At 64.4% G+C, this 21750-nt stretch carries 19 protein-coding genes and 1 tRNA gene; 10 read left to right on the forward strand and 10 right to left on the reverse strand.

The window, feature by feature from the left end; genetic code table 11:
* Positions 1–163 precede the first annotated feature (163 nt).
* Positions 164–2467, forward strand: coding sequence for a CDC48 family AAA ATPase (locus A7A77_RS11055; protein ID WP_066557779.1), 2304 nt, complete (start codon positions 164–166; stop codon positions 2465–2467).
* A gap of 37 nt (positions 2468–2504) precedes the next feature.
* Here A7A77_RS11055 and A7A77_RS11060 read toward each other — a convergent pair whose 3' ends face one another.
* The 3 genes from A7A77_RS11060 to polA form a co-directional block, all read right to left on the reverse strand.
* Positions 2505–3599 carry a mechanosensitive ion channel family protein gene (locus A7A77_RS11060; RefSeq protein ID WP_066557782.1) on the reverse strand — a complete coding sequence of 365 codons (1095 nt, stop codon included), beginning with the start codon at positions 3597–3599 and terminating at the stop codon, positions 2505–2507.
* A 92-nt stretch (positions 3600–3691) separates the two neighbouring features.
* Complete coding sequence (locus A7A77_RS11065) at positions 3692–5005, reverse strand: sensor histidine kinase (RefSeq protein ID WP_082836075.1); 1314 nt, start codon at positions 5003–5005, stop codon at positions 3692–3694.
* A gap of 169 nt (positions 5006–5174) precedes the next feature.
* Positions 5175–8033, reverse strand: a complete 2859-nt coding sequence (gene polA / locus A7A77_RS11070) for a DNA polymerase I (protein ID WP_066557785.1) — start codon at positions 8031–8033, stop codon at positions 5175–5177.
* 271 nt (positions 8034–8304) lie between these two features.
* Here polA and A7A77_RS11075 point away from each other — a divergent pair, with 271 nt between their 5' ends.
* Positions 8305–8556: a hypothetical protein gene (locus tag A7A77_RS11075; RefSeq protein WP_066557790.1), complete on the forward strand. Its 252-nt coding sequence runs from the start codon at positions 8305–8307 to the stop codon at positions 8554–8556.
* Between the two features lie 66 nt (positions 8557–8622).
* On the opposite strand, the gene A7A77_RS11080 is transcribed toward A7A77_RS11075, so the two are convergent.
* Together A7A77_RS11080 and A7A77_RS11085 are read right to left on the reverse strand one after the other, a co-directional pair.
* The gene (locus tag A7A77_RS11080; RefSeq protein ID WP_066557792.1) at positions 8623–9006 is read right to left on the reverse strand and encodes an ArsR/SmtB family transcription factor; all 384 of its coding nucleotides are present in this window, start codon (positions 9004–9006) and stop codon (positions 8623–8625) included.
* Positions 9003–9641 (reverse strand): peroxiredoxin, encoded by a 639-nt coding sequence (locus A7A77_RS11085; protein ID WP_066557795.1) that lies wholly within the window; start codon positions 9639–9641, stop codon positions 9003–9005. Before A7A77_RS11085 ends, A7A77_RS11080 begins: the two co-directional genes overlap by 4 nt.
* 133 nt (positions 9642–9774) lie before the next feature.
* Between A7A77_RS11085 and A7A77_RS11090 the strand changes: the two genes are divergently transcribed.
* Complete coding sequence (locus A7A77_RS11090) at positions 9775–11262, forward strand: AMP-binding protein (protein ID WP_066558092.1); 1488 nt, start codon at positions 9775–9777, stop codon at positions 11260–11262.
* 3 nt (positions 11263–11265) lie between these two features.
* On the opposite strand, the gene A7A77_RS11095 is transcribed toward A7A77_RS11090, so the two are convergent.
* A complete protein-coding gene (locus A7A77_RS11095) occupies positions 11266–12306 on the reverse strand; it encodes a serine hydrolase (protein ID WP_066558096.1) in 1041 nt (346 codons plus the stop codon).
* A 116-nt stretch (positions 12307–12422) separates the two neighbouring features.
* Complete coding sequence (locus A7A77_RS17895) at positions 12423–12590, reverse strand: hypothetical protein (RefSeq protein ID WP_156500531.1); 168 nt, start codon at positions 12588–12590, stop codon at positions 12423–12425.
* Positions 12591–12748: 158 nt separating this feature from the next.
* Here A7A77_RS17895 and A7A77_RS11100 point away from each other — a divergent pair.
* Both A7A77_RS11100 and A7A77_RS18540 read left to right on the forward strand, forming a co-directional pair.
* A tRNA-Thr gene (locus A7A77_RS11100) sits at positions 12749–12823 on the forward strand.
* Between the two features lie 252 nt (positions 12824–13075).
* The gene (locus A7A77_RS18540) at positions 13076–13420 is read left to right on the forward strand and encodes a Flp family type IVb pilin (RefSeq protein ID WP_066557798.1); all 345 of its coding nucleotides are present in this window, start codon (positions 13076–13078) and stop codon (positions 13418–13420) included.
* Positions 13421–13521: 101 nt separating this feature from the next.
* On the opposite strand, the gene A7A77_RS11110 is transcribed toward A7A77_RS18540, so the two are convergent.
* From A7A77_RS11110 to A7A77_RS11120, 3 genes are all read right to left on the reverse strand, one after another.
* Positions 13522–14316: a hypothetical protein gene (locus tag A7A77_RS11110; RefSeq protein ID WP_066557801.1), complete on the reverse strand. Its 795-nt coding sequence runs from the start codon at positions 14314–14316 to the stop codon at positions 13522–13524.
* Between the two features lie 143 nt (positions 14317–14459).
* Entirely contained in the window at positions 14460–14756 is a 297-nt protein-coding gene (locus A7A77_RS11115; protein ID WP_066558099.1) for a GNAT family N-acetyltransferase, read from the reverse strand.
* A gap of 58 nt (positions 14757–14814) precedes the next feature.
* The gene (locus tag A7A77_RS11120; protein WP_066557804.1) at positions 14815–15477 is read right to left on the reverse strand and encodes a YggS family pyridoxal phosphate-dependent enzyme; all 663 of its coding nucleotides are present in this window, start codon (positions 15475–15477) and stop codon (positions 14815–14817) included.
* On the opposite strand from A7A77_RS11120, the gene A7A77_RS11125 reads away from it, so the two are divergent.
* The 5 genes from A7A77_RS11125 to ald all read left to right on the forward strand — a co-directional run bounded on the left by A7A77_RS11125 (position 15476) and on the right by ald (position 21711).
* Complete coding sequence (locus A7A77_RS11125; RefSeq protein WP_066557807.1) at positions 15476–16057, forward strand: thiamine phosphate synthase; 582 nt, start codon at positions 15476–15478, stop codon at positions 16055–16057. The genes A7A77_RS11120 and A7A77_RS11125 overlap by 2 nt on opposite strands.
* Positions 16058–16154: 97 nt before the next feature.
* The gene (locus A7A77_RS11130) at positions 16155–18494 is read left to right on the forward strand and encodes an FtsK/SpoIIIE family DNA translocase (protein WP_066557810.1); all 2340 of its coding nucleotides are present in this window, start codon (positions 16155–16157) and stop codon (positions 18492–18494) included.
* Between the two features lie 94 nt (positions 18495–18588).
* Positions 18589–20151 (forward strand): sensor histidine kinase, encoded by a 1563-nt coding sequence (locus A7A77_RS11135; protein ID WP_066557812.1) that lies wholly within the window; start codon positions 18589–18591, stop codon positions 20149–20151.
* Positions 20129–20506 carry a response regulator gene (locus tag A7A77_RS11140; RefSeq protein ID WP_216635580.1) on the forward strand — a complete coding sequence of 126 codons (378 nt, stop codon included), beginning with the start codon at positions 20129–20131 and terminating at the stop codon, positions 20504–20506. The genes A7A77_RS11135 and A7A77_RS11140 overlap by 23 nt, the downstream gene beginning before the upstream one ends.
* Before the next feature lie 95 nt (positions 20507–20601).
* A complete protein-coding gene (ald, locus tag A7A77_RS11145; RefSeq protein WP_066557826.1) occupies positions 20602–21711 on the forward strand; it encodes an alanine dehydrogenase in 1110 nt (369 codons plus the stop codon).
* Positions 21712–21750 lie beyond the last annotated feature (39 nt).

Here is a 21750-nt window from a genome sequence, read left to right on the forward strand (position 1 = left end):
GTCTTTTTTTGTCCAGGTTTCGGGGCCGGCGCTTTTCCACCATCATTGCCGTTCACATCGCCCATCGGATTGCATCCGGGGAACCAGTTCCCATCTCGTCCTTTGAACCCCCGGATGCTCACGCAGCGTGAGAGAACGGGATCGCAGGAAGGAAAACGGGCAGATGGCGGACGCAGACGCGGCGATCGTACGTGAAGTGAAGCTGCAGGTCGCTGCGGCCAAACAGGAAGAGTCCGGGCATGGCATTGCCCGTATTCCGCGTACGGCGATGGCGACGCTCGGCATAACCGAAGGCGACGTGATCGAGGTGGAAGGCAAGCGGGTAACCCCTGCCCGTGCCTTGCTGCCCTACCCCGAAGACGAAGGGCTGGACGTGATCCGGCTGGATGGTCTGGAACGCGGCAACGCCGAAGTCGGTTCGGGCGAACACGTGGTCGTGCGCAAGGCCGAATCGCGCCCCGCCATCCGTGTTGTCTTTGCGCCGGCCCAGCGCGAGATGCGCCTGCAAGGCCCGGCAGAAGCGCTGCGCCGCAACTTCTTCGGCCGTCCGCTGACCTCGGGCGATCTTGTCGCCACGCGCGGGCAGCAGCGGGTGCAGGACATGCCGCCCGAAATCGCGCGCATGTTCAACGCGCCCGCCTTCGCGCTGACGCAGATCCGCCTGCAGGTTTTGTCGACCAGCCCCAAGGGCATCGTCCACATCGACGAAAATACCGAAGTCGAGCTGAAGGCCGAGTTTGAGGAACCACGCGATGCGCGCGCATCCGTCAACTACGACGATGTCGGCGGCATGAGCGAGACGATCCAGCAATTGCGGGAAATGGTCGAACTGCCGCTGCGCTATCCCGAACTGTTCACCCGCCTTGGCGTCGATCCGCCGAAGGGCGTGCTGCTGCATGGCCCGCCGGGAACGGGCAAGACCCGCCTTGCGCAGGCCGTGGCCAACGAATCGGATGCGAACTTCTTCCTGATCAACGGGCCGGAAATCATGGGCTCTGCCTATGGCGAATCGGAAAAGCGGCTTCGCGAAGTGTTTGAAGAGGCGGAGAAGAACGCGCCCTCCATCGTCTTCATCGACGAGATCGATTCGATCGCGCCCAAGCGCCAGAACGTGCAGGGCGAGGCGGAGAAGCGCCTTGTCGCCCAGTTGCTCACGCTGATGGACGGGCTGCAGGCGCGGTCCAACCTCGTTGTCATCGCCGCCACCAACCGGCCCGACGCGATTGACGAGGCGCTACGCCGCCCCGGGCGGTTCGACCGCGAGATCATCGTCGGCGTGCCGGACGAGAGCGGCCGCAAGGAGATCCTTGCCATCCACACCCGCGGCATGCCGCTGGCCGACGATGTCGAGCTGAAGGAACTGGCGAAAACCACCCACGGTTTCGTCGGTGCGGACCTTGCCGCCCTTGCCCGCGAGGCCGCGATCGACGCGGTGCGCCGGATCATGCCGCGCATCGATCTGGACGCCCGCACGATCCCGCCCGAAGTGCTGGACGACCTGAAAGTCATCCGCGACGACTTCATGACCGCGCTGAAGCGCATCCAGCCCAGCGCCATGCGCGAAGTGATGGTGCAGGCGCCCACGGTTGGCTGGGCCGACATCGGCGGACTGGACGATGCGACGGAAATGCTGCGCGAAGGCGTGGAACTACCGCTGAAGAATCCCGATGCGTTCAAGCGGCTCGGCATCCGTCCGGCCAAGGGCTTCCTGCTCTATGGCCCGCCGGGCACCGGCAAGACGCTGCTGGCCAAGGCCGTCGCCAAGGAGGCGGAGGCGAACTTCATCTCGATGAAGTCGTCCGACCTGCTGTCCAAATGGTATGGCGAGAGCGAGCAGCAGATATCCAAGCTGTTCGCCCGCGCGCGTCAGGTTGCGCCCTGCGTCGTCTTTATCGACGAGATCGACAGCCTTGTCCCCGCGCGCGGGTCCAGCGGCAACGAACCGCAGGTTACCGCCCGCGTGGTGAACACCATCCTTGCCGAGATGGACGGGCTGGAGGAACTGCAGTCCGTCGTCGTGATCGGTGCGACCAACCGGCCCACGCTGGTCGATCCGGCGCTGCTGCGGCCCGGGCGGTTCGACGAACTGGTCTATGTCGGCGCGCCGAGCGAGCCGGGCAGGCAGCATATCCTGAAAATCCATACGCAGGACATGCCACTGGCGGGCGACGTCGATCTGGCCGCGATCGCCAGGCAGACCGAACGCTACACCGGCGCGGATCTGGAAGACGTGGTGCGGCGCGCGGGCCTGAACGCCATCCGGCGCGAGGGTGCGGGCGTTACCGCGGTCACGAAGGCCGATTTCGAAGACGCCTTGAAGGATTCGCGTCCAACCGTGACGGACCAGATGGAAACCGAATATGCCAAGATGCGCGGCGAATTGAAACGGCGCGCGGCAGAGGTGAACCCCATCGGCTTCATCGCGCCGGGCATGTTGACGCCCACCCGCGACAACAAGCACGAATAGAACGAAGGCCCGCTCGACCAGAGCGGGCCTTTTCGTTTCAGGCCTGTGCGGGCGACTGCGCGATGGCCAGCGGCCCTGACGGTTCGATCCGCTGGCGCACGATGGCGTCGGGGATTTCCTTGCGCAGCCAGTCCATCATCGCTTCACGGATCGCGACGCGCAGGTCCCACAAGTCCTGCGAATTGCGCGCGCTTAGCAACAGGCGCACTTCCATCGCCTGCGGCGTAACGTCGGTCACTTGCACATTCTGCACGCGCCCGTCGAACAGGGGGTGGTTGGCAATCCGGCGTTCGAATTCGGCACGGATCGGGGCGACATCCGTCACCGGATCGACATAGAGCATGACCGAACCCAGCAGTTGCGCGCCGCGCTTGGTCCAATTCTGGAATGTTTCCTCAAGGAACTTGGTTGTGGGGACAACCAGCCTGCGCTCGTCCCAGATCTTCACGACGACGTAGGTCGTCTTGATATCCTCGATCCTGCCCCATTCGCCATCGACGATCACAACGTCGTCGATCGCGATCGGCTCGGTTATCGCCATCTGCAATCCCGCGATCAACGATTTGAGCGCCGGTTGCGCCGCTGCGCCCACGGCAAGGCCGGCAAGGCCCGCCGATGCCATCAGCGTCACGCCGATATCGCGCACGCCGGGGATCGACAGCAGCATCAGGCCCACGGTGATGAAGATGATCAGCGCCGTGCCGATGCGGGAAAATATCGCAAGCCGCGTCCGCTTGCGACGCGCCTGCCGGTTGTCGGGCACGGTGATGTCCGCGCGCTCCGTCATGGCATGGATGAAGGCGTGCATGATCGCCATCGCCATCCAGCCGACCAGCGCCGGCATCACGAAGCCGGCGATCTTCTCCCAGATGTCGTCAAGCGCCGGAATCTCGCGCGCCGCCAGCACGAGGCCGAGCGCGATAAAGGCGTAGCGCGACGGCCGCGCCAGCTTTCGCACCACGACATCGTCGGTCGTGTTGCCACTGCCGCGCGCGACGCGGCGCAGGATCTTGAATATTACCCGATGGGCAGCCAGTGCCACGATAATGGCAATGGCGGCGGCCAGCACCGCAACGGCTACTTCGCGCATCGGACCGGGCTGGCTTGCGAACAGGTCGGTCAGTTTATCCATGTCGGCGTGGACTACGTTGCTGCACTGCAACATGCAAGGGCAGGCCGGGATGTCCGTCGTGCGAGGGGTGCGCTCCGACGATGGATCGGCGTTCAGACCGCGTGCGGAATCCGTATGGCGACAATCATCCCGTCACTGGCGAATGCCCGTTCGATCTTTCCGCCCAATTGGCGCGCACTGCTCTGCATCAGCATCGAGCCAAACCCTTCACGCCCCGTGGGCGGGTTCGGATTGTCGGAAAATTCGCGCCACTCTATGGCAAGTTCGCGGTCCTCGCCGTCGCCGTGATAGTCCCAGCGGATCACGATCCGGCCACCGTTTTCCGACCATGCGCCGTATTTCACCGCATTCGTCGCCAGTTCATGCAGAACCAGCCCCAGCGGCGTCGCCTCCCGCGCGTTGAGCGTCACTTCCGGCCCCGACACCTCGACCGGATTGTCCTCTGTCAGGTAAGGCGCCAGCACCTTGTCGACGAGGCGGCGCATGGAGGCATTGCCGTCCGCGTCCTTGCCCTGCGTCGCTTCGTGCGCGTCGAGCAGGGCGTGAATGCGGGCCGCGATCCCCTCCGTCACCGGCCTTGCATCGGGCAAGTCGCGCGCGCTCATCCGTACGATGGCGAGGATGACGGCGAACAGGTTCTTCACCCGATGGTTCAACTCGTGGGCAAGCAGGTCGGCACGGTCCCGCGCTTCGGCAAGTTCCGCGGCCTGCGCGGCCTGCGCCTCGGCATGGGTGGCACGCACCGTTTGCGACAGGCCGAGGGCAAGCGAACCCAGCGTAAGCAGCATGGTGACGGCCAGCAGGGGCAGGACCCGATCTTCCGACTTGGCGGCATCCGCCGACGCTTCGGCGAGGATGCCCTGTTCCAGCGCCTCCATCTCGCTCAGCGATTCGCGCAGGCGTTCCATCGCCATCCGTCCTTCGTTGGACAGGATGCGCTGCTGCGCCTCGCGGATCTCGCCCTGTTCGATCAGTTCTACACTGGCCGCCAGTTCGGCGAACTTGTCGTCGGCGCGCTGTTCGATATCGGCCAGCAACTGTTCCTGCCGTGCCAGGATGTCGCCTTCGCGGGTCTTGCGCTTCAACCTCTCCAGCGCGCGGGGATAGAGCGTCCGGCCGAATTCGTAGTTGGCAAGGTATCGCCGGTCGAGCGTTATGAAATAGCCGCGTTGGCCGGTTTCGGCGTTGATCGCGGCACGATCGATGTCACGCAGGGCCATCATGATCTGGTTGGTGCGGTTGGCCTGCTCGCGCTCCACACGTTCGCTGGCGATGGTCGACCAGACGAGGAACAAGCTGCCGATCAGGCCGATCGCAGTAAGCGCAAAGACGAACAGGGCCGATACACGGCGCCGGCGCCGCCTTTTCCGCGCGCCGCTGTGCGCAACCTGCAGCGGATTTTCCATTGCCGTCGCCACTTGCCTGCGAACCCCATTTGCCTGCGAGTCACACTTGCCTGTGCACCCGGGCCTTTGTTCAATCCCGTCGGGGACCCTAGCCGCTACAGCGGCTGTCTGTCTGTAACAAACGACACGAGGTCAATCGCCTTGATGCCGGAACGAGGGCAGCGGGCGATCAGTGCGCATCACCCCACGACTTGCCGGTGCCGATATCGATGCCCAGCGGCACGTCGAGCGTGACAGACGGCAGCGCAGCCTCGGCCATGACGCGTTCGATGATCGGGCGGGCGGCGGTAACGTCGCCCTCTGGCAGTTCGAAGACGAGTTCGTCGTGCACTTGCAGCAGCATCCGCACGTCCTTCAGCCCCGCATCGCGCAGCGCGGGCATCATGCGGGCCATGGCGCGCTTGATGATGTCGGCGCTGGTGCCCTGGATCGGCGCGTTGATCGCGGCGCGCTCGGCGCCCTGCCGCTCGGCCTGGTTCTTGGAGTTGATGTTGCGGAAGTGCGTCTTTCGCCCGAACAGCGTTTCGGAATACCCGCACTCACGCACTTTCTCGAGCGTGGCGACGATATAGCGCTGGATACCGGGAAACCGCTCGAAATAGCGGTCGATCATGCCCTGCGCCTCGTCCGCGTCGGTACCCAGCCGCCCGGCAAGGCCCCAGCGGGAAATGCCGTAGAGGATCGCGAAGTTGATCGTCTTGGCCTGCGCGCGGGTGTCGCGGGTAACCTCGCCATACATTTCGAGCGCGGTGCGGGCGTGAATGTCCTCGCCATTGGCGAACGCCTCCTTCAGCGGCGGAACGTCGGCCATGTGCGCGGCCAGCCGCAGTTCGATCTGGCTGTAGTCGGCGGCGAGCAGGACATTGCCTTCCTCGGCGACGAAAGCCTCGCGGATGCGGCGGCCCGTCTCGGTGCGGATAGGGATGTTCTGCAGGTTCGGATCGGTCGACGAAAGCCGCCCCGTCTGCGCGCCGACAAGGCTGTAGCTCGTGTGCACGCGGCCCGTGCGCGGGTTGATCGCTTCCTGCAACGCTTCGGTATAAGTCGAACGCAGCTTCGACAGCTGCCGCCAGTCGAGCACGCGCGCGGCCATGTCCACGCCTTGCGAGGCCAGCCCTTCGAGCACTGACTGGTCGGTCGAATACTGCCCGCTCTTGCCCTTCTTGCCGCCCTTGTAGCCCATCTTGTCGAACAGGATCTCGCCAAGCTGCTTGGGGCTGCCGACGGTAAACGGCTCTCCGGCCATTTCGTGAATCTGCTTTTCCAGCGCGTCGATCTGGCCGCCGAATTCGGACGAAAGCCCCGACAGGAACTCGCGGTCGACCTTGATGCCTTCACGCTCCATCCCCGCGACGACGGGGATCAGCGGGCGGTCGACCTGTTCGTAGATGCGCGTCGCGCCTTCGTCCGCCACGCGCTGGCGCAGGACCTTCCAGAGCCGCCATGTCACGTCCGCGTCCTCGGCGGCATAGCGCGTCGCCTTGTCGAGCGGGACGGCGCTGAACGAAATCTGCTTCTTGCCGGTGCCGCAGATGTCCTTGAACGTCAGGGTGGTGTGGCCAAGATGCGTTTCGGCAAGCGAGTCCATGCCGTGCGCCTGCCCGATCCCGCCCCCGCCGCGCCCTGCGTCAAGGTCGAAGGACAGGATCATCGTGTCCTCCACCGGTCCCATCGCGATATCGTGACGAGCCAGCACGTTGATGTCGTACTTGATATTCTGCCCGACCTTAAGAACCGCATCGCTTTCCAGCAACGGCTTCAGCTTCTCGATCGCAGTCTCAAGCGCGATCTGCTCCGGCTTTTCGGCGAACATGTCGTCGCTGCCGTGGCCGAGCGGGATGTAGCAGGCATCGTTCGGCCCAAGTGCGAGGCTCACGCCCGCCAGTTCGGCGCGCATCGCATCCAGTGAGCTCGTCTCGGTATCGATGGCGACCGCGTGGGCCGCAAAGGCGCGTTCGATCCACGCGTCGAGCCGTTCGACCGACTGCACGCATTCGTAAGTGTCGAGGTCGATCTTCGGCCATTCGGGCAGCGGCTGGCGGGTCGCGCCTTCGCTCTTGCCCGCGCCTGCGTTCTCTACCTTCGCCGGATTGAGATCGGTGGGCCGCGCGGGGCTGCCCGCACCGGTACCCAGCCGCTTCAGCAGCGAAGTGAAGCCATGCTTCGATAGGAACGCCGCCAGTGGATCGGGCGGAATGCCGTCGAGCGCGAAATCCTCCAACGCCATGGGAAGATCGCAATCCTCCTTCAGCTGAACCAGTTCGCGGGACAGGCGCGCCATGTCCGCATGCTCGATGAGGTTTTCCTTCATCTTGGACTGCTTCATGTCCGGCGCGGCGGACAGCACGGCCTCCAGCGTGCCGTATTCGTTGATCAGCTTCGATGCCGTCTTCGGCCCGATGCCGCGCACGCCCGGCACGTTGTCGACGCTGTCACCCATGAGCGCGAGGACGTCGCCAAGCTGTTCGGGCAGAACGCCGAACTTTTCCTGCACTTCGGGAATGTCGATGCGCGCGTTCTTCATCGTGTCGAGCATGTCGACACAGCCACCGCCCTCACCGCACGTGCCGACGAGCTGCATCAGGTCCTTGTCCGAAGAAACGATCGTCACGTTCCAGCCCTGCCGCGTCGCGGCGCGGGCATAGCTGGCGATGAGATCGTCGGCCTCCAGCAGATCTTCCTCGATGCAGGGCAGGCTGAAGGCGCGGGTGGCATCACGGATCAGCGGGAACTGCGGCACGAGGTCTTCGGGCGGCGGCGGGCGGTTCGCCTTGTACTCGGGAAACAGGTCGTGCCGGAAAGAGCGCGATGCCTTGTCGAGAATGACCGCCAGATGCGTCGGCCCGTCAGCTTCATCAAGATCCTGCGCCAGCTTCCACAGCATCGTAGTATAGCCATAGACCGCGCCGACCGGCGTGCCTTCCGGATCGGTCAGCGGCGGCAGTCGGTGGTAAGCGCGGAAGATATAGGCGGAGCCGTCGACAAGGTAGAGATGGGGCTTGCGCGGCGCGGTTTCGGCATCACTCATGCAGGGGGATTAGCAGCGCAGCGCCGCAAGGTCAGCCGCTGATTTCATGCTTCGCGAACCCTGTCAGCAAACTGCGCTTTCGCCCCATTTCAGCCGCAAAGCGCCCTATTCTCGACAAGATGGCCTGCCATACGGAACTTGGCGTTTTGCGTGAAACGCTTGCATCCTGATTTGGAAGCCTTTATTCCTGCGTGCCGAGGCCAGCCCCCGCGGTTGGGCTTGCGTGTCCGGCTTACCGGTCGCGTGATATTCGGAACAAGGATGCATATTCATGCGCAAGATCATTCTCGCCGCCGCTGCTGCCGGTGCTGCTCTCTCGCTCACCGCTTGCTCGGAAGGCACCGAAGAAGCTGCTGAAACCACCGTTGACTCGGCTGCTGCAGACACCGCCGAAAACATGGACGCTGCTGGCGAAGCCGTTGACGATGCGATGGCCGACGCTGCCAACACTGCTGACGACGCTGCTGCAGAAGTCGAAGCTGAAGTGCAGAACGAATCGGAAGCAGAAGCTGCTGCCGACTAATCGTCGCACGAACGATTTAGCGAAGGGCGCTGGAAGCAATCGCTTCCGGCGCCCTTTTCGTTACGGTCAGCCGGTAATCCGCGCGAACACGGCTGCCCCGCCCCGGCGTTGCACGGGATCGTTCGGCTCGGTCGGGGCCGGGGTTTGGCTGACGGATGAGGCCGGAAGCAGCTCGTCGATCAGCGCTCGTGCTTCTGTCAGCCGTTCGGCCACGAGGCTGTAGAACACCTGCTTGCCTTCCCGCCGCGTGCCGACCAGTTCGGCCTTGCGCAGAACGCCCAGTTGCTGGGACAGGCCCGGCTGGGCAATGCCGGTCAGCGCCTCGATCTCGCCCACGGCCCGTTCCGCACCCTGCAATACCGACAGAATCTGCAACCGCGTTCCATGCGCAATGGCGCGCAGCAGTTCGGCATCGGGCTCCCGATCGTCGCTTTCGCGCGCGTCGCTCACGATGCGGCCTTCGTGTAGAACCAGTCCGTCGCGGCCACCCCGCCAAGCGCAGCCGCTGCCGTCTCTTGCGGTGCCTGCAGCAGCGGCTCTCCCGGTTGCCAGTCCGCCGGGGCCAGCACATCGCCCGCATGCGTCTGCTGCAGCGCCTGCAAGACGCGCAGCAGTTCCGGGATGGAGCGACCAACGCTGGCGGGATAGCAGGTCGATGCCTGCAGCACCCCTTCGGGATCGATGAAGCAAGTCATCCGCATCGCCCCCGCATCCTGCGCGCTGCACCCGATCATGCCGTAGGCGCGCGCGATCTCCATCGTCGGGTCTTCCACCACGGGGAAGGACACTTCCACACCCGCCATGTCGCGGATCATGCGTATCCACGCGAGGTGCGAGTAGAGACTGTCGGCCGACACCCCGATCATCGCGCAATCCAGCGCCTCGAACTGCGGCGCGGCCTTGGCCAGCGCGACAAATTCGCTGGTGCAGACCGGCGTGAAGTCGGCCGGATGCGCAAAGAGCATCAGCCAGCGGCCGCGAAATTCGGCAAGATCCACAGGCCCTTGCGTACTGCGAGCCGAAAAGCGGGGTGCAGGCTCGCCAATGCGCAGTGGCGGGCGTTCGATCATGGTTTCAGGTGTCATGCGGATTACAATTACATGATTATGCCATTTGCGAAAATGACAATTGGCGCAACCGATGCCCGGTGGCGGTCAGGAGTTGCCTATTGCGAAACGCGCAGGCAGAGCACGTCCGATACGAGCAAGGATGACAACGATGCACGAAGGCGACCTCTACCAGCGTTTTGCGCGCAGTTTCGCGGATTTCGCAGGCCGTACCGCGATAGAGGCTGCGGACCGGAACTGGACTTACGCCGAACTGGAATCGGCCGCAGGGCGGCTGGCGACGAAGCTGGCCGCGATGGGCGTCCGCCCGGGTGAACGGGTGCTTGTGCAGACGGAAAAGTCGGTCGAGACTGTCGTGCTCTACCTTGCGGCGCTGCGGCTGGGCGCGATCTACCTGCCGCTGAACACCGATTATACAGAGGCGGAGCTGGCCTATTTCGTGGGCGATGCCACGCCCGTCATCGCCGTGTGCCGCGAGGGTTCGCAGGGCCTGTTCCGCCGCATCGGTGGCGATGCGCTGGCAATCACGACGCTCGACGATCTGTTCGCCGACCTTCCCGCAGAAGCTGCGCCGCCCGCGCCGCGCCAGCGGGACGACATTGCCGCGATCCTCTATACTTCCGGAACTACCGGCAAGCCCAAGGGCGCGATGCTGACCCACCGCAATCTGGTGTCCAACGGCGAAATGCTCGTCGATTTCTGGCGTTTCACAAGCAAGGACCGGCTTATCCATGCGCTGCCGATCTTCCATGTCCACGGGCTGTTCGTGGCGCTGCACTGCGCGCTGTTTTCCGGCGCCTGCGTGATTTTCCAGCCGAGGTTCGACGCAAAGGCCGCCATCGCCGCGATGCAGGACGCCAGCGTGATGATGGGCGTGCCGACATTCTACATCCGCCTGCTGGGCGAAGACACGTTCACTCGCCACGTAGCTGCGCGGATGCGGCTGTTCGTCTCCGGCTCGGCACCACTGTCCGCCGACATCCACCGCGCTTTCGAGGATCGGACGGGACACCGCGTGCTTGAACGATACGGCATGACGGAAACCGGCATGCTGACCAGCAACCCATATGACGGTGAGCGCAAGGCCGGTTTCGTCGGTCCGCCGCTGCCGGGCGTGTCGCTGCGCATCGCAGGGGAGGATGGCACCGTCCTGCCGCAGGGTGAGGTCGGGATCGTGGAAGTGCAGGGGCCGAATGTCTTTGCCGGTTACTGGCAGATGCCCGAAAAAACCGCGTCGGAATTCCGCGACGGCGGCTGGTTCATCACCGGCGACATGGGGCTGATCGATGCCAACGGTTACGTCCAGCTCGTCGGGCGGGAGAAGGACCTGATCATTACCGGCGGGCTCAATGTCTATCCGGCAGAGGTCGAAGCCCTGCTGGACGACCGCGAAGACATTGCCGAGGCAGCCGTGATCGGCGTGCCCCATCCCGATTTCGGCGAAGCGGTGGTGGCCGTGGTCCGCCCTGCCGGATCGCTGGATGCAGATGCCGTGCGAGAGGCGATGAAGCGCGATCTTGCCGGATTCAAGGTGCCCAAGCAGGTCATCGCGGTGGACGAACTGCCCCGCAACACCATGGGCAAGATCCAGAAGAAACTGCTGCGCGAACGCTACGCCGGGCTGTTCGCCCAGGCGTAGCGGTCAGCGCGCGCGGGTGTTGTCGTTGACCGCGCTTGCCGCAAGGCGCGGATTGGCGAACCCGGCATAAAGCGTGCGCGTAATCTCCGCGATGCGCGCGTCGCGCTGCGGGCGGCCGCCCTGTCCGGTAACGTAGATCGCCATCGCGATCACGCGCCCGTCCGGCATCTCGACAAAACCGACATCACTTGCCGTATTGTTCAGCGTGCCGGTCTTGTGGCCAAAATTCGTGCCGCTGGGCAGGCCCGCCTTGATGCGGCGGCTACCCGTCACGGTGCGGGTCATCGCGCCGATCACGACATCGGTGCTGTCGCCCGACAGCCACTCGCCCTTGTATAGACCCGCGATCAGGCGAACCATTTCGTCAGGCGGGGTCGAATCGCGCAAATCCGCACCGGTTGCCGGATCGAATTCGCCGTCGTCGCGTACCAGCGTCGCGATATCGCGGTCGATGCGGAAACGCTGGAAACCCTTGCCGCGCATCCATTTCGTGACTTCCGCCGGGCCGCCCACGGCCTTCAGCATCGCGTCGGTCGCGGTATTGTCGCTGCGCGTGATCATCAGTTCGATCAGGCTGCGCGCGGTCAGTTCCATGCCCGGCTTTACCGGTGCAACGCTGGTCGAGAACGGGCGCGAGGCGACCGGGATCATCAGCGGATATTTGGCATCCAGCCTGTAGATACCCTTGTCGACACCGGCGAGGAAAGTCGCGGCAATCGCGATCTTCGACGTGCTGGCCATCGGAAACGACTGATCGCCAAGGATCGAAACCGTCTGTCCGGTGGAAAGGTCGAGAGCGGCAACGCCGATGCGGCCCTTGTCGGGGCGGGCGACGGCGAACAACTGCTGGCGAAGACCGCTGCCGACAGCATCGTCGGCCTGCCGTCCGTCAAGCACGGAGCCGTTGGGCCCGTTGATGAATTGTTCGAACGACTGAGCCGGCGCTTCCTGCGCGCTGGCGACGGTCGCGCCGGCAAGCAGTGCCGGCAGCGAGAGCGCGGCAACGGCCGCGCGGCGAAGATTACGAATGTCCAGTCCCATCATGGCTCCACGCATAGCACGGATCAGATTGTTTCAAGATTAACCGAAAGGACCGTACCATCAAGGGGGTTGCGATACGGTGTGCAAAATCGGGGCGCGAAGCGGTTAACGCCCGCCGGTCAGGATTCGCGTTCCGCCCCGCCCGTGGCGCGGATCACGCGGGCCTGCGCCTTGCGCCGCTTCAGGTTTTCGCGCAGCTGGCGGGCAAGCCGTTCCTCACGCGTTTCCGCCGCGTTCGCGCCCGTGGTCACCGATTGACCTGCGCTGTCCGGGTTGCCGTCATCCATCGCCATTCCATGGCATCACCACCGCCGGCTCGCAAGCGCGGCAATGCAGTGCTTGACAAGCACCGGCCCCACCGCCAATAGCGCGCCCCTGCGAACCCCCGACCCTACAGGCGGGAATGGCGGATTCGCACAGCTCCGGTAACGGACACGATGGCGATGCTGCTGTAGCTCAGTGGTAGAGCGCACCCTTGGTAAGGGTGAGGTCGGGAGTTCAATCCTCCCCAGCAGCACCATCGCTTTTACGGCCCCATCGGCGCCTATCCCGACCGACATCGCCCGTCCCGGCTGCTGATCCGCTTCTTTGCGGCCCGTTAACCTGTTCGCCTTACCCTAGCGCAACGGTTCGTTAGCGCTCCGTTACACAGGTGAAGAGTTCCGTCATATCTATGACCGGCCTTCTTGCCTGTTGGACGAGAGCGTATTTGCAGCTGCGTCGTATCGCCCGGCCCCTTTGGCATCGCGGGCGGCGCGGAAGGGAAGCAGATATGTTCAAGCGGTTCTGGAAGGATGAAAGCGGCGGCTCGGCTGCCGAGTATGCGCTTATCATCGCAGTGGTCGGCCCCGGCATCGGCGCGGCGGCTCTGGTTCTTGGCGCCAACGTCAAGCAGTCAGGCGGCAGCCTCGACACGGAACTTGATTCGACCAACGCGGTGGCGGCGGTATCGTCCAACGGTAACAACGGCGGCGGTCAGGGCCTTGATAGCGGCTCCGCCGACGGAACACCGGTGAACCAGGAAACCGTCGCACAGGAACCGGTCACTACCGACAACCCCGGCAACAGCCACACCAATCCCAAGCCCTGCAATCCGAACAAGCCGGGCTGCAGCTAACACAAGATATCCTGTTTCCCGGCACACACCCCAAGCGCGTGTCGGGAGGGGCGGGGACGGTTGCGGCCGCCCCCGCCCCACCTCGAATCAAGCCGGCGCGATCAACACTTGGGATGTTGGCCGATGTCGCGGATGTCGTAGACCTTGCCGTCGGCAACCGTCACCTGAAGGCACTGGCCGGACTGCGGACGCGCCCAGATGGTATATGCGCTGGTGCCCGACTTGAACCCGTCGACATTGGCGAAGCCGCGTTCTTCCAGCACCCTGTCGAAATTCTGCGCCCGCGCGCCCTGCAGATCGGCAAACTGAGCCTTTTCGCGATAGCCGCCGCTGCCGTGGTGATAGCTGGTGTTGTGCCCGCGCTGGTCGACGCCTGCAGAATAGCCCGATGAATAGGCGTCGGTCTTGTCGTAGTTGTGGTACGCGACGTTGTGCAGCCCGTCGTTGTAGCCGCGTTCGTATTCCTGCTCCGCATTCGCATCGTCGAGATGCTTGTTATCGTCGTGATGGTGCGACTTGTGGCTGAGCAATGCGCCCAGCAGCGCCGCACCCGCCACGGCGGCAACGGCGGTACCGGCACCGGAATGATGTTCGCTGTGCCCGCAATCTTGCGCGGAAACGTCGCTGATGGTCATGACGTGCCCGTCCATCGCCTCGACCTGCACGCAATTCTTGTCAGCGCCGTGCCACCAGTTGCTGTAGCTTGAAGAATAGCCGCCCTTGCGCCCGTCGACGTAGATAAAGCCGCGGGACTGCAGTTCGCCTTCCGCGCTGGACGCGCCCAAGCCATTGATGTCGGTCAGCGTGCTAGCCTTCCTCGCAAGTGCTGGCGTGGCGGCAAGGCCGACGGCGGCGGCAAGCGCGAAAACGGAACCGGTTGTACGCAAGATATTCATCAGTCTGTCTCCCCCAGAATGGACAGATGCGTGGATTACCGGCGAGTCGCCCCATGCCGGCAAGTCATTCTAACATTTGAGAGAGGCAGTCGGGTGACATAATTCGTCACCCCGTTATTGGGCCTGTACTTGCACCAGACTGTTCAGGCGCGAACGTCGGCCCATTCCGGATTGCGGCGAAACGCGGTGACGACATAGCTGCATAGCGGCCTGATCTTGAAATCCTGCTCGCGCGCATCGGCAACCAGTGCCTCGACCAGCTTTGCCGCCACGGATTTGCCGCGCAACGCCGGCGGCACGAACGTGTGGTCGGCCACCAGCACTTTTCCGTCCGCCTGCTTCTGGTAAGTCAGCTCGCCGGCTTCCGCGTGTCCGGAAACTTCGGCCTTGTATGCGCCGCGGCTGTCGCCATCGTGGCGCGTGATCTTCACATCGGTCATGAAAACTCCTTTGCCACCTGCAACGAGCGCGGCGGCATGGCGGTTCCGCCCGACGCCCCTATCCCCGCGCGCCGAACAGCGCGGTGCCGACGCGCACATGGGTCGCGCCCACCTTCACCGCGCTTTCGAAATCGCTGCTCATCCCCATGGAAAGGCCCTCCAGCCCGTTTTCCGCAGCCAGCTTCGCCAGCAACGCGAAATAGGGCGACGGTTCGACATCGAGTGGCGGCACGCACATCAGGCCCGCAACCGGAATCCCTGCCTCTCGCGCCTCGGCGATCAGTGCGGGCAAGTCGGCGATGGCGCAGCCGCCCTTCTGATCCTCGTCGCCGATGTTCACCTGCACGAAGCAGGGCACAGTCCGCCCCGCTTTCCCGAACGCCTTGGCCAGTGCCTGCACGAGGCTGGACCGGTCCAGCGAGTGGATCGCATCGAACAGCGCAACCGCATCGTCCGCCTTGTTCGATTGCAACTGGCCGACAAGGTGCAGCTCCACGCCGGGATGGCGTGCCTTCAGTTCGGGCCACTTGGCCTGCGCCTCCTGTACGCGGTTTTCACCGAAGACGCGGTGGCCCGCTTCGAGCAAGGGCTCGATCTCTTCTGCGGACTTCGTTTTCGAAATCGCGATCAGCGTCACGTCCGCGCCCTTGCGCCGCGCGATGCGGGCGGCGTGGTCGATGTCTTCGCGGATTTCTTGCAAGGCTTGCGCTGGTTCGGTCATGGCGCGCTGCTATAGCGATGCCGTGACGAAGAGCCAGACCCTCCTGACAACACGCGTCCTGCCCGCAACATGGCTGATCAGCGATGCGCGCAACGATGCCGTGCTGGAGAAAGCGCTGGACACCCTGCCGCGCGGCAGCGGGTTCGTGTTCCGGCACTACCACCTGCCAACGCCTCAGCGACATGCGCGCTTCAAGGTACTGGCGCACATCGCGCGGGCACGCGGTATTCCGGTTGCGCTGGCGGGCGATCCGGCGCGGGCAAGGGACTGGGGCGCGGATGCCGTCTATGGTGCACCGTCGCAAGTGGCGGGCGCACACGGGCTGATCCGCGTGGCGACGGTCCATTCCCTGCGCGAACTGGGCGAAGCGCATCGCGCGCGGGCGGATCTGGTCATGTTGTCGCCGGTCTTCGCAACGCGCAGCCATCCCGGCGCAAAGGCGCTTGGACCCATGCGCGCGCGCCTGATCGCCCGCCATGCTCAGGTGCCGGTAGTGATGCTGGGCGGGATGAACGCAAGACGCGCCCGCGCGATGGCCCCGCACGGCTGGGCCGCGATCGACGGGCTGACACCGTCCTGACGAATTGCCGCGATACCCACAGGGGCCATGTCGATCGATTGACCCACATCACGCGCAGCGCGTAATTTCGCGCGCGAACGAACGGGGAACCGAACCAATGGCCACGCGAGCGGCACAAAACAGACCGGACTGGCGCGCCGCGCTGAAGCGCAGTGTCAGCCGCACCGGCGAACTGGCCGGCGCGGCGGCATTGATGCTGCTTGCGCTGTTCCTTGCGCTGGCCATGGCCAGCTACAGCCAGACGGACGGTTCGCTTTCCACTGCGGCGGGCGAAGGCACGGCCAACTGGATGGGTGTGCCCGGCGCCTATGCGGCGGACCTGCTGTTCCTAGCCTTTGGCCCAGTGGCGGTGCTGATCCTGCCGATGCTGTGGGTATTCGCGCGCCGGTTGTGGCAGCTTGCCGAACATGAAGCGGCGGATCGCCCGCACTGGTGGCGCCCGCTGGCCATGCTGGCGCTGGCGATGCTACTGCTGGCAACCGTGCTGGCGCTGCTGGTCGAAGGGCCGGTCTGGGGCCTTCCCGCCGGAATGGGGGGGATCGCGGGACTGGCCGGATCGAAACTGATCTACGGCCTCTCCTCCTTCGCGCCTTCGCCCTATGGCGGGTGGGTGATCCTTGTGCTGGCTGTCTTGGCGCTGCTGGGCGGTGCCTATGCTGCGGGGCGCGTCTTCGCCATCGACTGGGCGGGGCTGCTGACGCTGCCGCTTGGCCTGAAGCGTGATCGCGCCGACGATGCGGACGATGGCCGCGTGGTCGTTGCCCCGCGCAAGGCGAAGAAGGCCCCGCGCGAAACCGTCATCGATGACGATCCGGATATCGTGGACGCCGCACCGCGCCGCGCGCCGGAAATTTCCGATCCGACCGCGCCGCCAAAGCCCGCGGCAAAGGCGAAGAAGCCCAAGCAAGGCGACTTCTTCAATGCCGATTATGCGCTGCCCAGCCCGGAGCTGCTGGCCGAAGTGCCGGATCAGTCTGGCCACAAGCTGGACAAGATGGCGCTGGAACGGAACGCCCGCCTGCTCGAAAACGTGCTGGAAGATTTCAACGTAAAGGGTGAAATCACCGCTGTTCGCACGGGGCCTGTCGTCACGATGTACGAACTGGAACCGGCGCCGGGCATCAAGGCCGCGCGCGTCATGGGCCTTGCCGACGACATCGCCCGCAACATGAGTGCCATTTCCGCCCGCGTCTCGGCCATTCCGGGCAAGACCGTAATGGGCATCGAACTGCCGAATGCCGACCGCCAGATGGTCTCGTTCCGCGAACTGATCGAATCCGCCGCGTTCGGCGATCACAAGGGCATGCTGCCGATCATCCTTGGCAAGGATATCGCGGGCGAGCCGATCGTCGCCGACCTTGCCGCCATGCCCCACCTGCTGGTCGCGGGTACGACGGGTTCGGGCAAATCCGTCGGCCTCAACGCGATCCTGCTGTCGCTGCTCTACCGTCTGACCCCTGCCGAGTGCCGGTTGATCCTGATCGATCCCAAGGTGCTTGAACTCAAGACCTACGACGACATCCCGCACCTGCTCTCCCCCGTGGTGACGGAGCCGCAAAAGTCGGTCCGCGCGCTGAAATGGGCGGTGGAAGAGATGGAGCGGCGCTACCGGATGATGAGCTCCATCGGATCGCGCAACCTTGCCGGTTTCAACGAGAAGGTGAAGATCGCAAGGGCCAAGGGCAAGCCGCTTGGCCGCCGTGTGCAAACCGGGTTCGACCCCGAAACGGGCGAGGAAATCTTCGAGGAAGAGCAGCTCGATTACGAAGTCCTGCCCCAGATCGTGCTGATCGTCGACGAACTGGCCGACCTGATGATCACGGTGGGCAAGGAGATCGAAGTCCTGATCCAGCGCCTCTCCCAGAAATCGCGTGCGGCGGGCATCCACCTCATCATGGCGACGCAGCGCCCGTCGGTGGACGTCATCACCGGCGTGATCAAGGCGAACATGCCGACCCGCATTTCCTTCCACGTCACTAGCCGCATCGACAGCCGCACGATCCTTGGCGAACAGGGCGCGGAACAGCTGTTGGGCAAGGGCGACATGCTCTACAAGGCGAGTTCAAAGCCGCTGACCCGCGTGCACGGCCCCTTCGTGTCGGACGAGGAAGTGGAGGAAGTGGCGAACTTCTGGCGCGGTCAGGGCTCGCCCGAATATGTCGATTCTGTCACCGAGGAACCGGAAGACGGCGGCTTTGCGTTCGATGACCTCGATGGCGGATCGGACGATCCCGAACAGCGCAAGTACGTACAGGTTTGCCAGATGGTGTTCGAAAACCAGAAAGCCTCGGCCAGCTGGATCCAGCGGCAGATGGGTGTCGGCTACAACACCGCATCGAAATGGATCGAGCGTATGGAAAAGGACGGGCTGGTCGGCCCGGCCAATCATGTCGGGCGGCGCGAAATCTACCGCGATCGCGATGGCCAGCCGCTGTGAACGCCATCCATCGCACTGCGCGAAATCGAAAAACATGATATAGTAACGCTTTGAAGACCAAGAGCGGGCGACTTCGGACGGGAGCCGGCGGATAATGAACGCGGGATGGAAAGTACCGGATAACCAGGCGATCGGCGCCAATGGTGGCGAACGCCTGCGGATGATCCGCGTGGTGCTTCTCACCATCGTTATCGCCATCGCGGCCTCCATCGCGGCAATCGGCTGGGTGCTCGGCTACGATCCGCTGGTGCACGTGAACGGCAAAGCACCGGCCATGGTGCCCACCACCGCATTCTGCCTGCTCGCGCTCACCGGTGCACACCTCGCGCTTCACCTCAGGCGCAGCGATGCCAGCCGCGCCGCGATGCTGTGCGTGGCGATCGGGGCGGGAACGATCGCATCCGTGAATCTGGTGGCAGTCGTATCGGGCTGGTGGCCACACGGCATCGACGGCCTGCTGTGGCCCGCACTGTTTGCCGGAACCCGCGATGCCATGGCGCCCGCGACGGCAACCTGCATCCTGCTTGCCGTCGTGGCCAGCGTGGAGCTGCGGCGCACCGGCGGCCCGCGCAAGCGTTTGTTCCAGTTTGCCGCCACGTCGGGCCTTGCCGTTTCGGCATTCGCCCTTGTCGCGTACCTGCTGGCGCGGGAATCGCTGTCCAACGCCATGCCGTTCGCCGCGATGTCGGTGCAGACGGCGGTCGCCTCGGCCATGCTGTTCGCCGCCATCGTGCTGGCCCAGCCAGGCGGCGGCTGGCTCTCCGTCCTGTTCGGATCGCTGGGCGGCAGCCGCATATCGCGCCGCCTGTTGCCGGTGGTCGTGCTCTGTCCGCTCGGCCTTGCCGTGCTAGGCAATTTCGCGACGCGGATCGGCTGGATCGATCCCGGCATGCGGCTTGTCCTGCTCACCGTGCTGTTGATGGCCGTTGGTGCCGCCGCGGTCCTGCTGATCGCCATCGGCGAGAACCGGTACGAGGCGGCGCACCTTCGCAACATGCTGACGCTGGAAAAATCGTCCGAGGAAAAAGAGCGCCTGCTGGGCGAAATTTACCACCGCGTGCGCAACAACCTTCAGCGTATCGACGCCATGCTCGCCTTCGAAAGCGCGCAAGTGCCGGGTGCCGAGGGCCGAGACGCCTTCGTGGCGATGTCGCACCGCGTGCGCGCCCTTGCCGTCGTGCACGAGGCGCTGATGCGGTCCGTCTCGCTCTCGCGTATCGAGATCGCGGATTACCTCGACCGGCTTTCGCAAGAGATATCGCGTTCGCGTGCGCTGCCCGAACGGGGCATCCACATATCCTGCCAGGTCGAGCGGATGTTCGTCGACTTCGAAACCGCCAACACCATGGGCCTGCTGGTGAACGAACTGGTTTCCGATGCCGCCGTCCACGCTTTTCCGGTTGGCCAACAAGGGATTATCCGTGTATCCTTCGGCAGACTGGACGCAGACACCTGCGTATTGGCGGTCTCGGACGATGGCGTGAATCCTGCTGCGGACCTTGATCGCGGCGGGGTCGGATCGCGGATTATCCGGTCGCTTGCGCGGCAATTGCGTGGCGAACTTCGGGTGGAAGTCCATGATGGGACACACGTCACCATCACCTTTCCCGACATGACGACCAGATGGGATGGCAGTGGCGCAAACGGCAGTAGATAGCAGGACCAAACGGGTCGTCATCGTCGATGACGATGTCCTGATCTGCGAGTACCTGAGCGACCTTTGCCAGTTCTACGGCGCCGAAGTGGTCGGCATGGCGCACGAGGCGCAGGAAGCCGAAGACATCATCCTCGAAAACCGGCCCGAATTCGTGCTGATGGACCTGCGGCTGGGTGGCCCGCGCGACGGGGTGGACGTTGCCGAAGCGGTCCAGAACCGGATGTCCGGCGTGAAGTTCGTCTATGTTTCCGGTTCGAACGAGCCGAAATCGATGGACCGGATCGCCAGCAACGCCCCGCACCACGTGCTGATCAAGCCGATTTCGCCCGCAGACTTGCGCAAGGCACTGGCCTGAGCGGAGCCTGCGGCCGCTTCGTGCGTTGATCGTCGCGACAGTGCCGATTATCCGGGCCGACACCCCGGCAGGCACACAAGGCTGAGGAACGAGCGATGCGCATCGGGTGCCCGAAGGAAATCAAGAACCACGAATACCGCGTCGGCCTGACGCCCGAAAGCGTGCACGAACTCGTCTCGCACGGGCACGAGGTTCGGGTGGAAACCGGCGCGGGGCTGGGCATTGGCGCCAGCGATGTCGACTACCGCAACGCCGGCGCGGAGATCGTCGACGGGCCGGACGCCATATTCGACGACTGCGAAATGGTGGTGAAGGTAAAGGAACCGCAGGCAGACGAACGCGCTAAACTGCGCGAAGGGCAGGTCCTCTACACTTACCTCCACCTCGCCCCCGATCCGGAACAGACGGCGGACCTCGTCAAATCAGGCGTTACCGCCATCGCTTATGAAACCGTGACCGGCCCGGGCGGCACGCTGCCCTTGCTGAAGCCGATGAGCCAGGTTGCGGGCCGGATGAGCATACAGGCAGGCGCGACCGCGCTGGAAAAGGCGCATGGCGGGCGCGGCGTGCTGCTTGGCGGCGTACCGGGCGTGATGCCGGGGAAGGTCGCGGTGATCGGCGGCGGCGTGGTTGGCTGGAACGCGGCGCAGATGGCAGTCGGGCTCGGCGCGGATGTCACGATCCTCGATCGCAATCCCGAACAGCTGGAACGACTGGGCATGTATTTCGAAAGCCGTGCCAAGACGCGGTTTTCGAACAAGGCGAACCTTGCCGAATCGGTATGCGAGGCGGATCTCGTGATCGGCGCGGTGCTCATCCCCGGGGCCGCCGCGCCGAAACTGGTCAGCCGCGCGATGCTGGCCGATATGAAGCGTGGCACGGTGCTGGTCGATGTCGCGATAGACCAGGGCGGGTGCTTTGAAACCAGTCACCCCACCACGCACGACGATCCGACATTCGTGGTCGACGGGATCGTCCATTACTGTGTCGCCAACATGCCTGGCGCGGTGGCACGCACCAGCACATATGCCCTCAACAACGTGACCCTACCCCATGCCCTTGCCATCGCGGACAAGGGCTGGCGGCAGGCAATGCGCGACAACCCGCATCTCGCCGCCGGGCTGAATGTCCACGCCGGAGCCGTAACGTATGAAGCTGTCGCGCGCGAACTGGGCTACGAATACCGGCCGTTCGAGGGAAACTGACGGGACACTCCGGTACGGCGGTCTGCGCCGCCACATTTC

This window comes from Croceicoccus bisphenolivorans (genome assembly GCF_001634625.1).
Classification (GTDB): Bacteria; Pseudomonadota; Alphaproteobacteria; order Sphingomonadales; family Sphingomonadaceae; genus Croceicoccus; species Croceicoccus bisphenolivorans.

What these genes read in the sequence shown, in the direction of transcription:
- A7A77_RS11055 (WP_066557779.1), top strand. Translation starts at nt 164, where the DNA reads ATGGCGGACGCAGACGCGGCGATCGTACGTGAAGTGAAGCTGCAGGTC.
- A7A77_RS11060 (WP_066557782.1), bottom strand. Translation starts at nt 3,599, where the DNA reads ATGGATAAACTGACCGACCTGTTCGCAAGCCAGCCCGGTCCGATGCGC.
- A7A77_RS11065 (WP_082836075.1), bottom strand. Translation starts at nt 5,005, where the DNA reads ATGGAAAATCCGCTGCAGGTTGCGCACAGCGGCGCGCGGAAAAGGCGG.
- polA (WP_066557785.1), bottom strand. Translation starts at nt 8,033, where the DNA reads ATGAGTGATGCCGAAACCGCGCCGCGCAAGCCCCATCTCTACCTTGTC.
- A7A77_RS11075 (WP_066557790.1), top strand. Translation starts at nt 8,305, where the DNA reads ATGCGCAAGATCATTCTCGCCGCCGCTGCTGCCGGTGCTGCTCTCTCG.
- A7A77_RS11085 (WP_066557795.1), bottom strand. Translation starts at nt 9,641, where the DNA reads ATGACACCTGAAACCATGATCGAACGCCCGCCACTGCGCATTGGCGAG.
- A7A77_RS11090 (WP_066558092.1), top strand. Translation starts at nt 9,775, where the DNA reads ATGCACGAAGGCGACCTCTACCAGCGTTTTGCGCGCAGTTTCGCGGAT.
- A7A77_RS11095 (WP_066558096.1), bottom strand. Translation starts at nt 12,306, where the DNA reads ATGATGGGACTGGACATTCGTAATCTTCGCCGCGCGGCCGTTGCCGCG.
- A7A77_RS17895 (WP_156500531.1), bottom strand. Translation starts at nt 12,590, where the DNA reads ATGGATGACGGCAACCCGGACAGCGCAGGTCAATCGGTGACCACGGGC.
- A7A77_RS18540 (WP_066557798.1), top strand. Translation starts at nt 13,076, where the DNA reads ATGTTCAAGCGGTTCTGGAAGGATGAAAGCGGCGGCTCGGCTGCCGAG.
- A7A77_RS11110 (WP_066557801.1), bottom strand. Translation starts at nt 14,316, where the DNA reads ATGAATATCTTGCGTACAACCGGTTCCGTTTTCGCGCTTGCCGCCGCC.
- A7A77_RS11115 (WP_066558099.1), bottom strand. Translation starts at nt 14,756, where the DNA reads ATGACCGATGTGAAGATCACGCGCCACGATGGCGACAGCCGCGGCGCA.
- A7A77_RS11125 (WP_066557807.1), top strand. Translation starts at nt 15,476, where the DNA reads ATGGCGCGCTGCTATAGCGATGCCGTGACGAAGAGCCAGACCCTCCTG.
- A7A77_RS11120 (WP_066557804.1), bottom strand. Translation starts at nt 15,477, where the DNA reads ATGACCGAACCAGCGCAAGCCTTGCAAGAAATCCGCGAAGACATCGAC.
- A7A77_RS11130 (WP_066557810.1), top strand. Translation starts at nt 16,155, where the DNA reads ATGGCCACGCGAGCGGCACAAAACAGACCGGACTGGCGCGCCGCGCTG.
- A7A77_RS11135 (WP_066557812.1), top strand. Translation starts at nt 18,589, where the DNA reads ATGAACGCGGGATGGAAAGTACCGGATAACCAGGCGATCGGCGCCAAT.
- ald (WP_066557826.1), top strand. Translation starts at nt 20,602, where the DNA reads ATGCGCATCGGGTGCCCGAAGGAAATCAAGAACCACGAATACCGCGTC.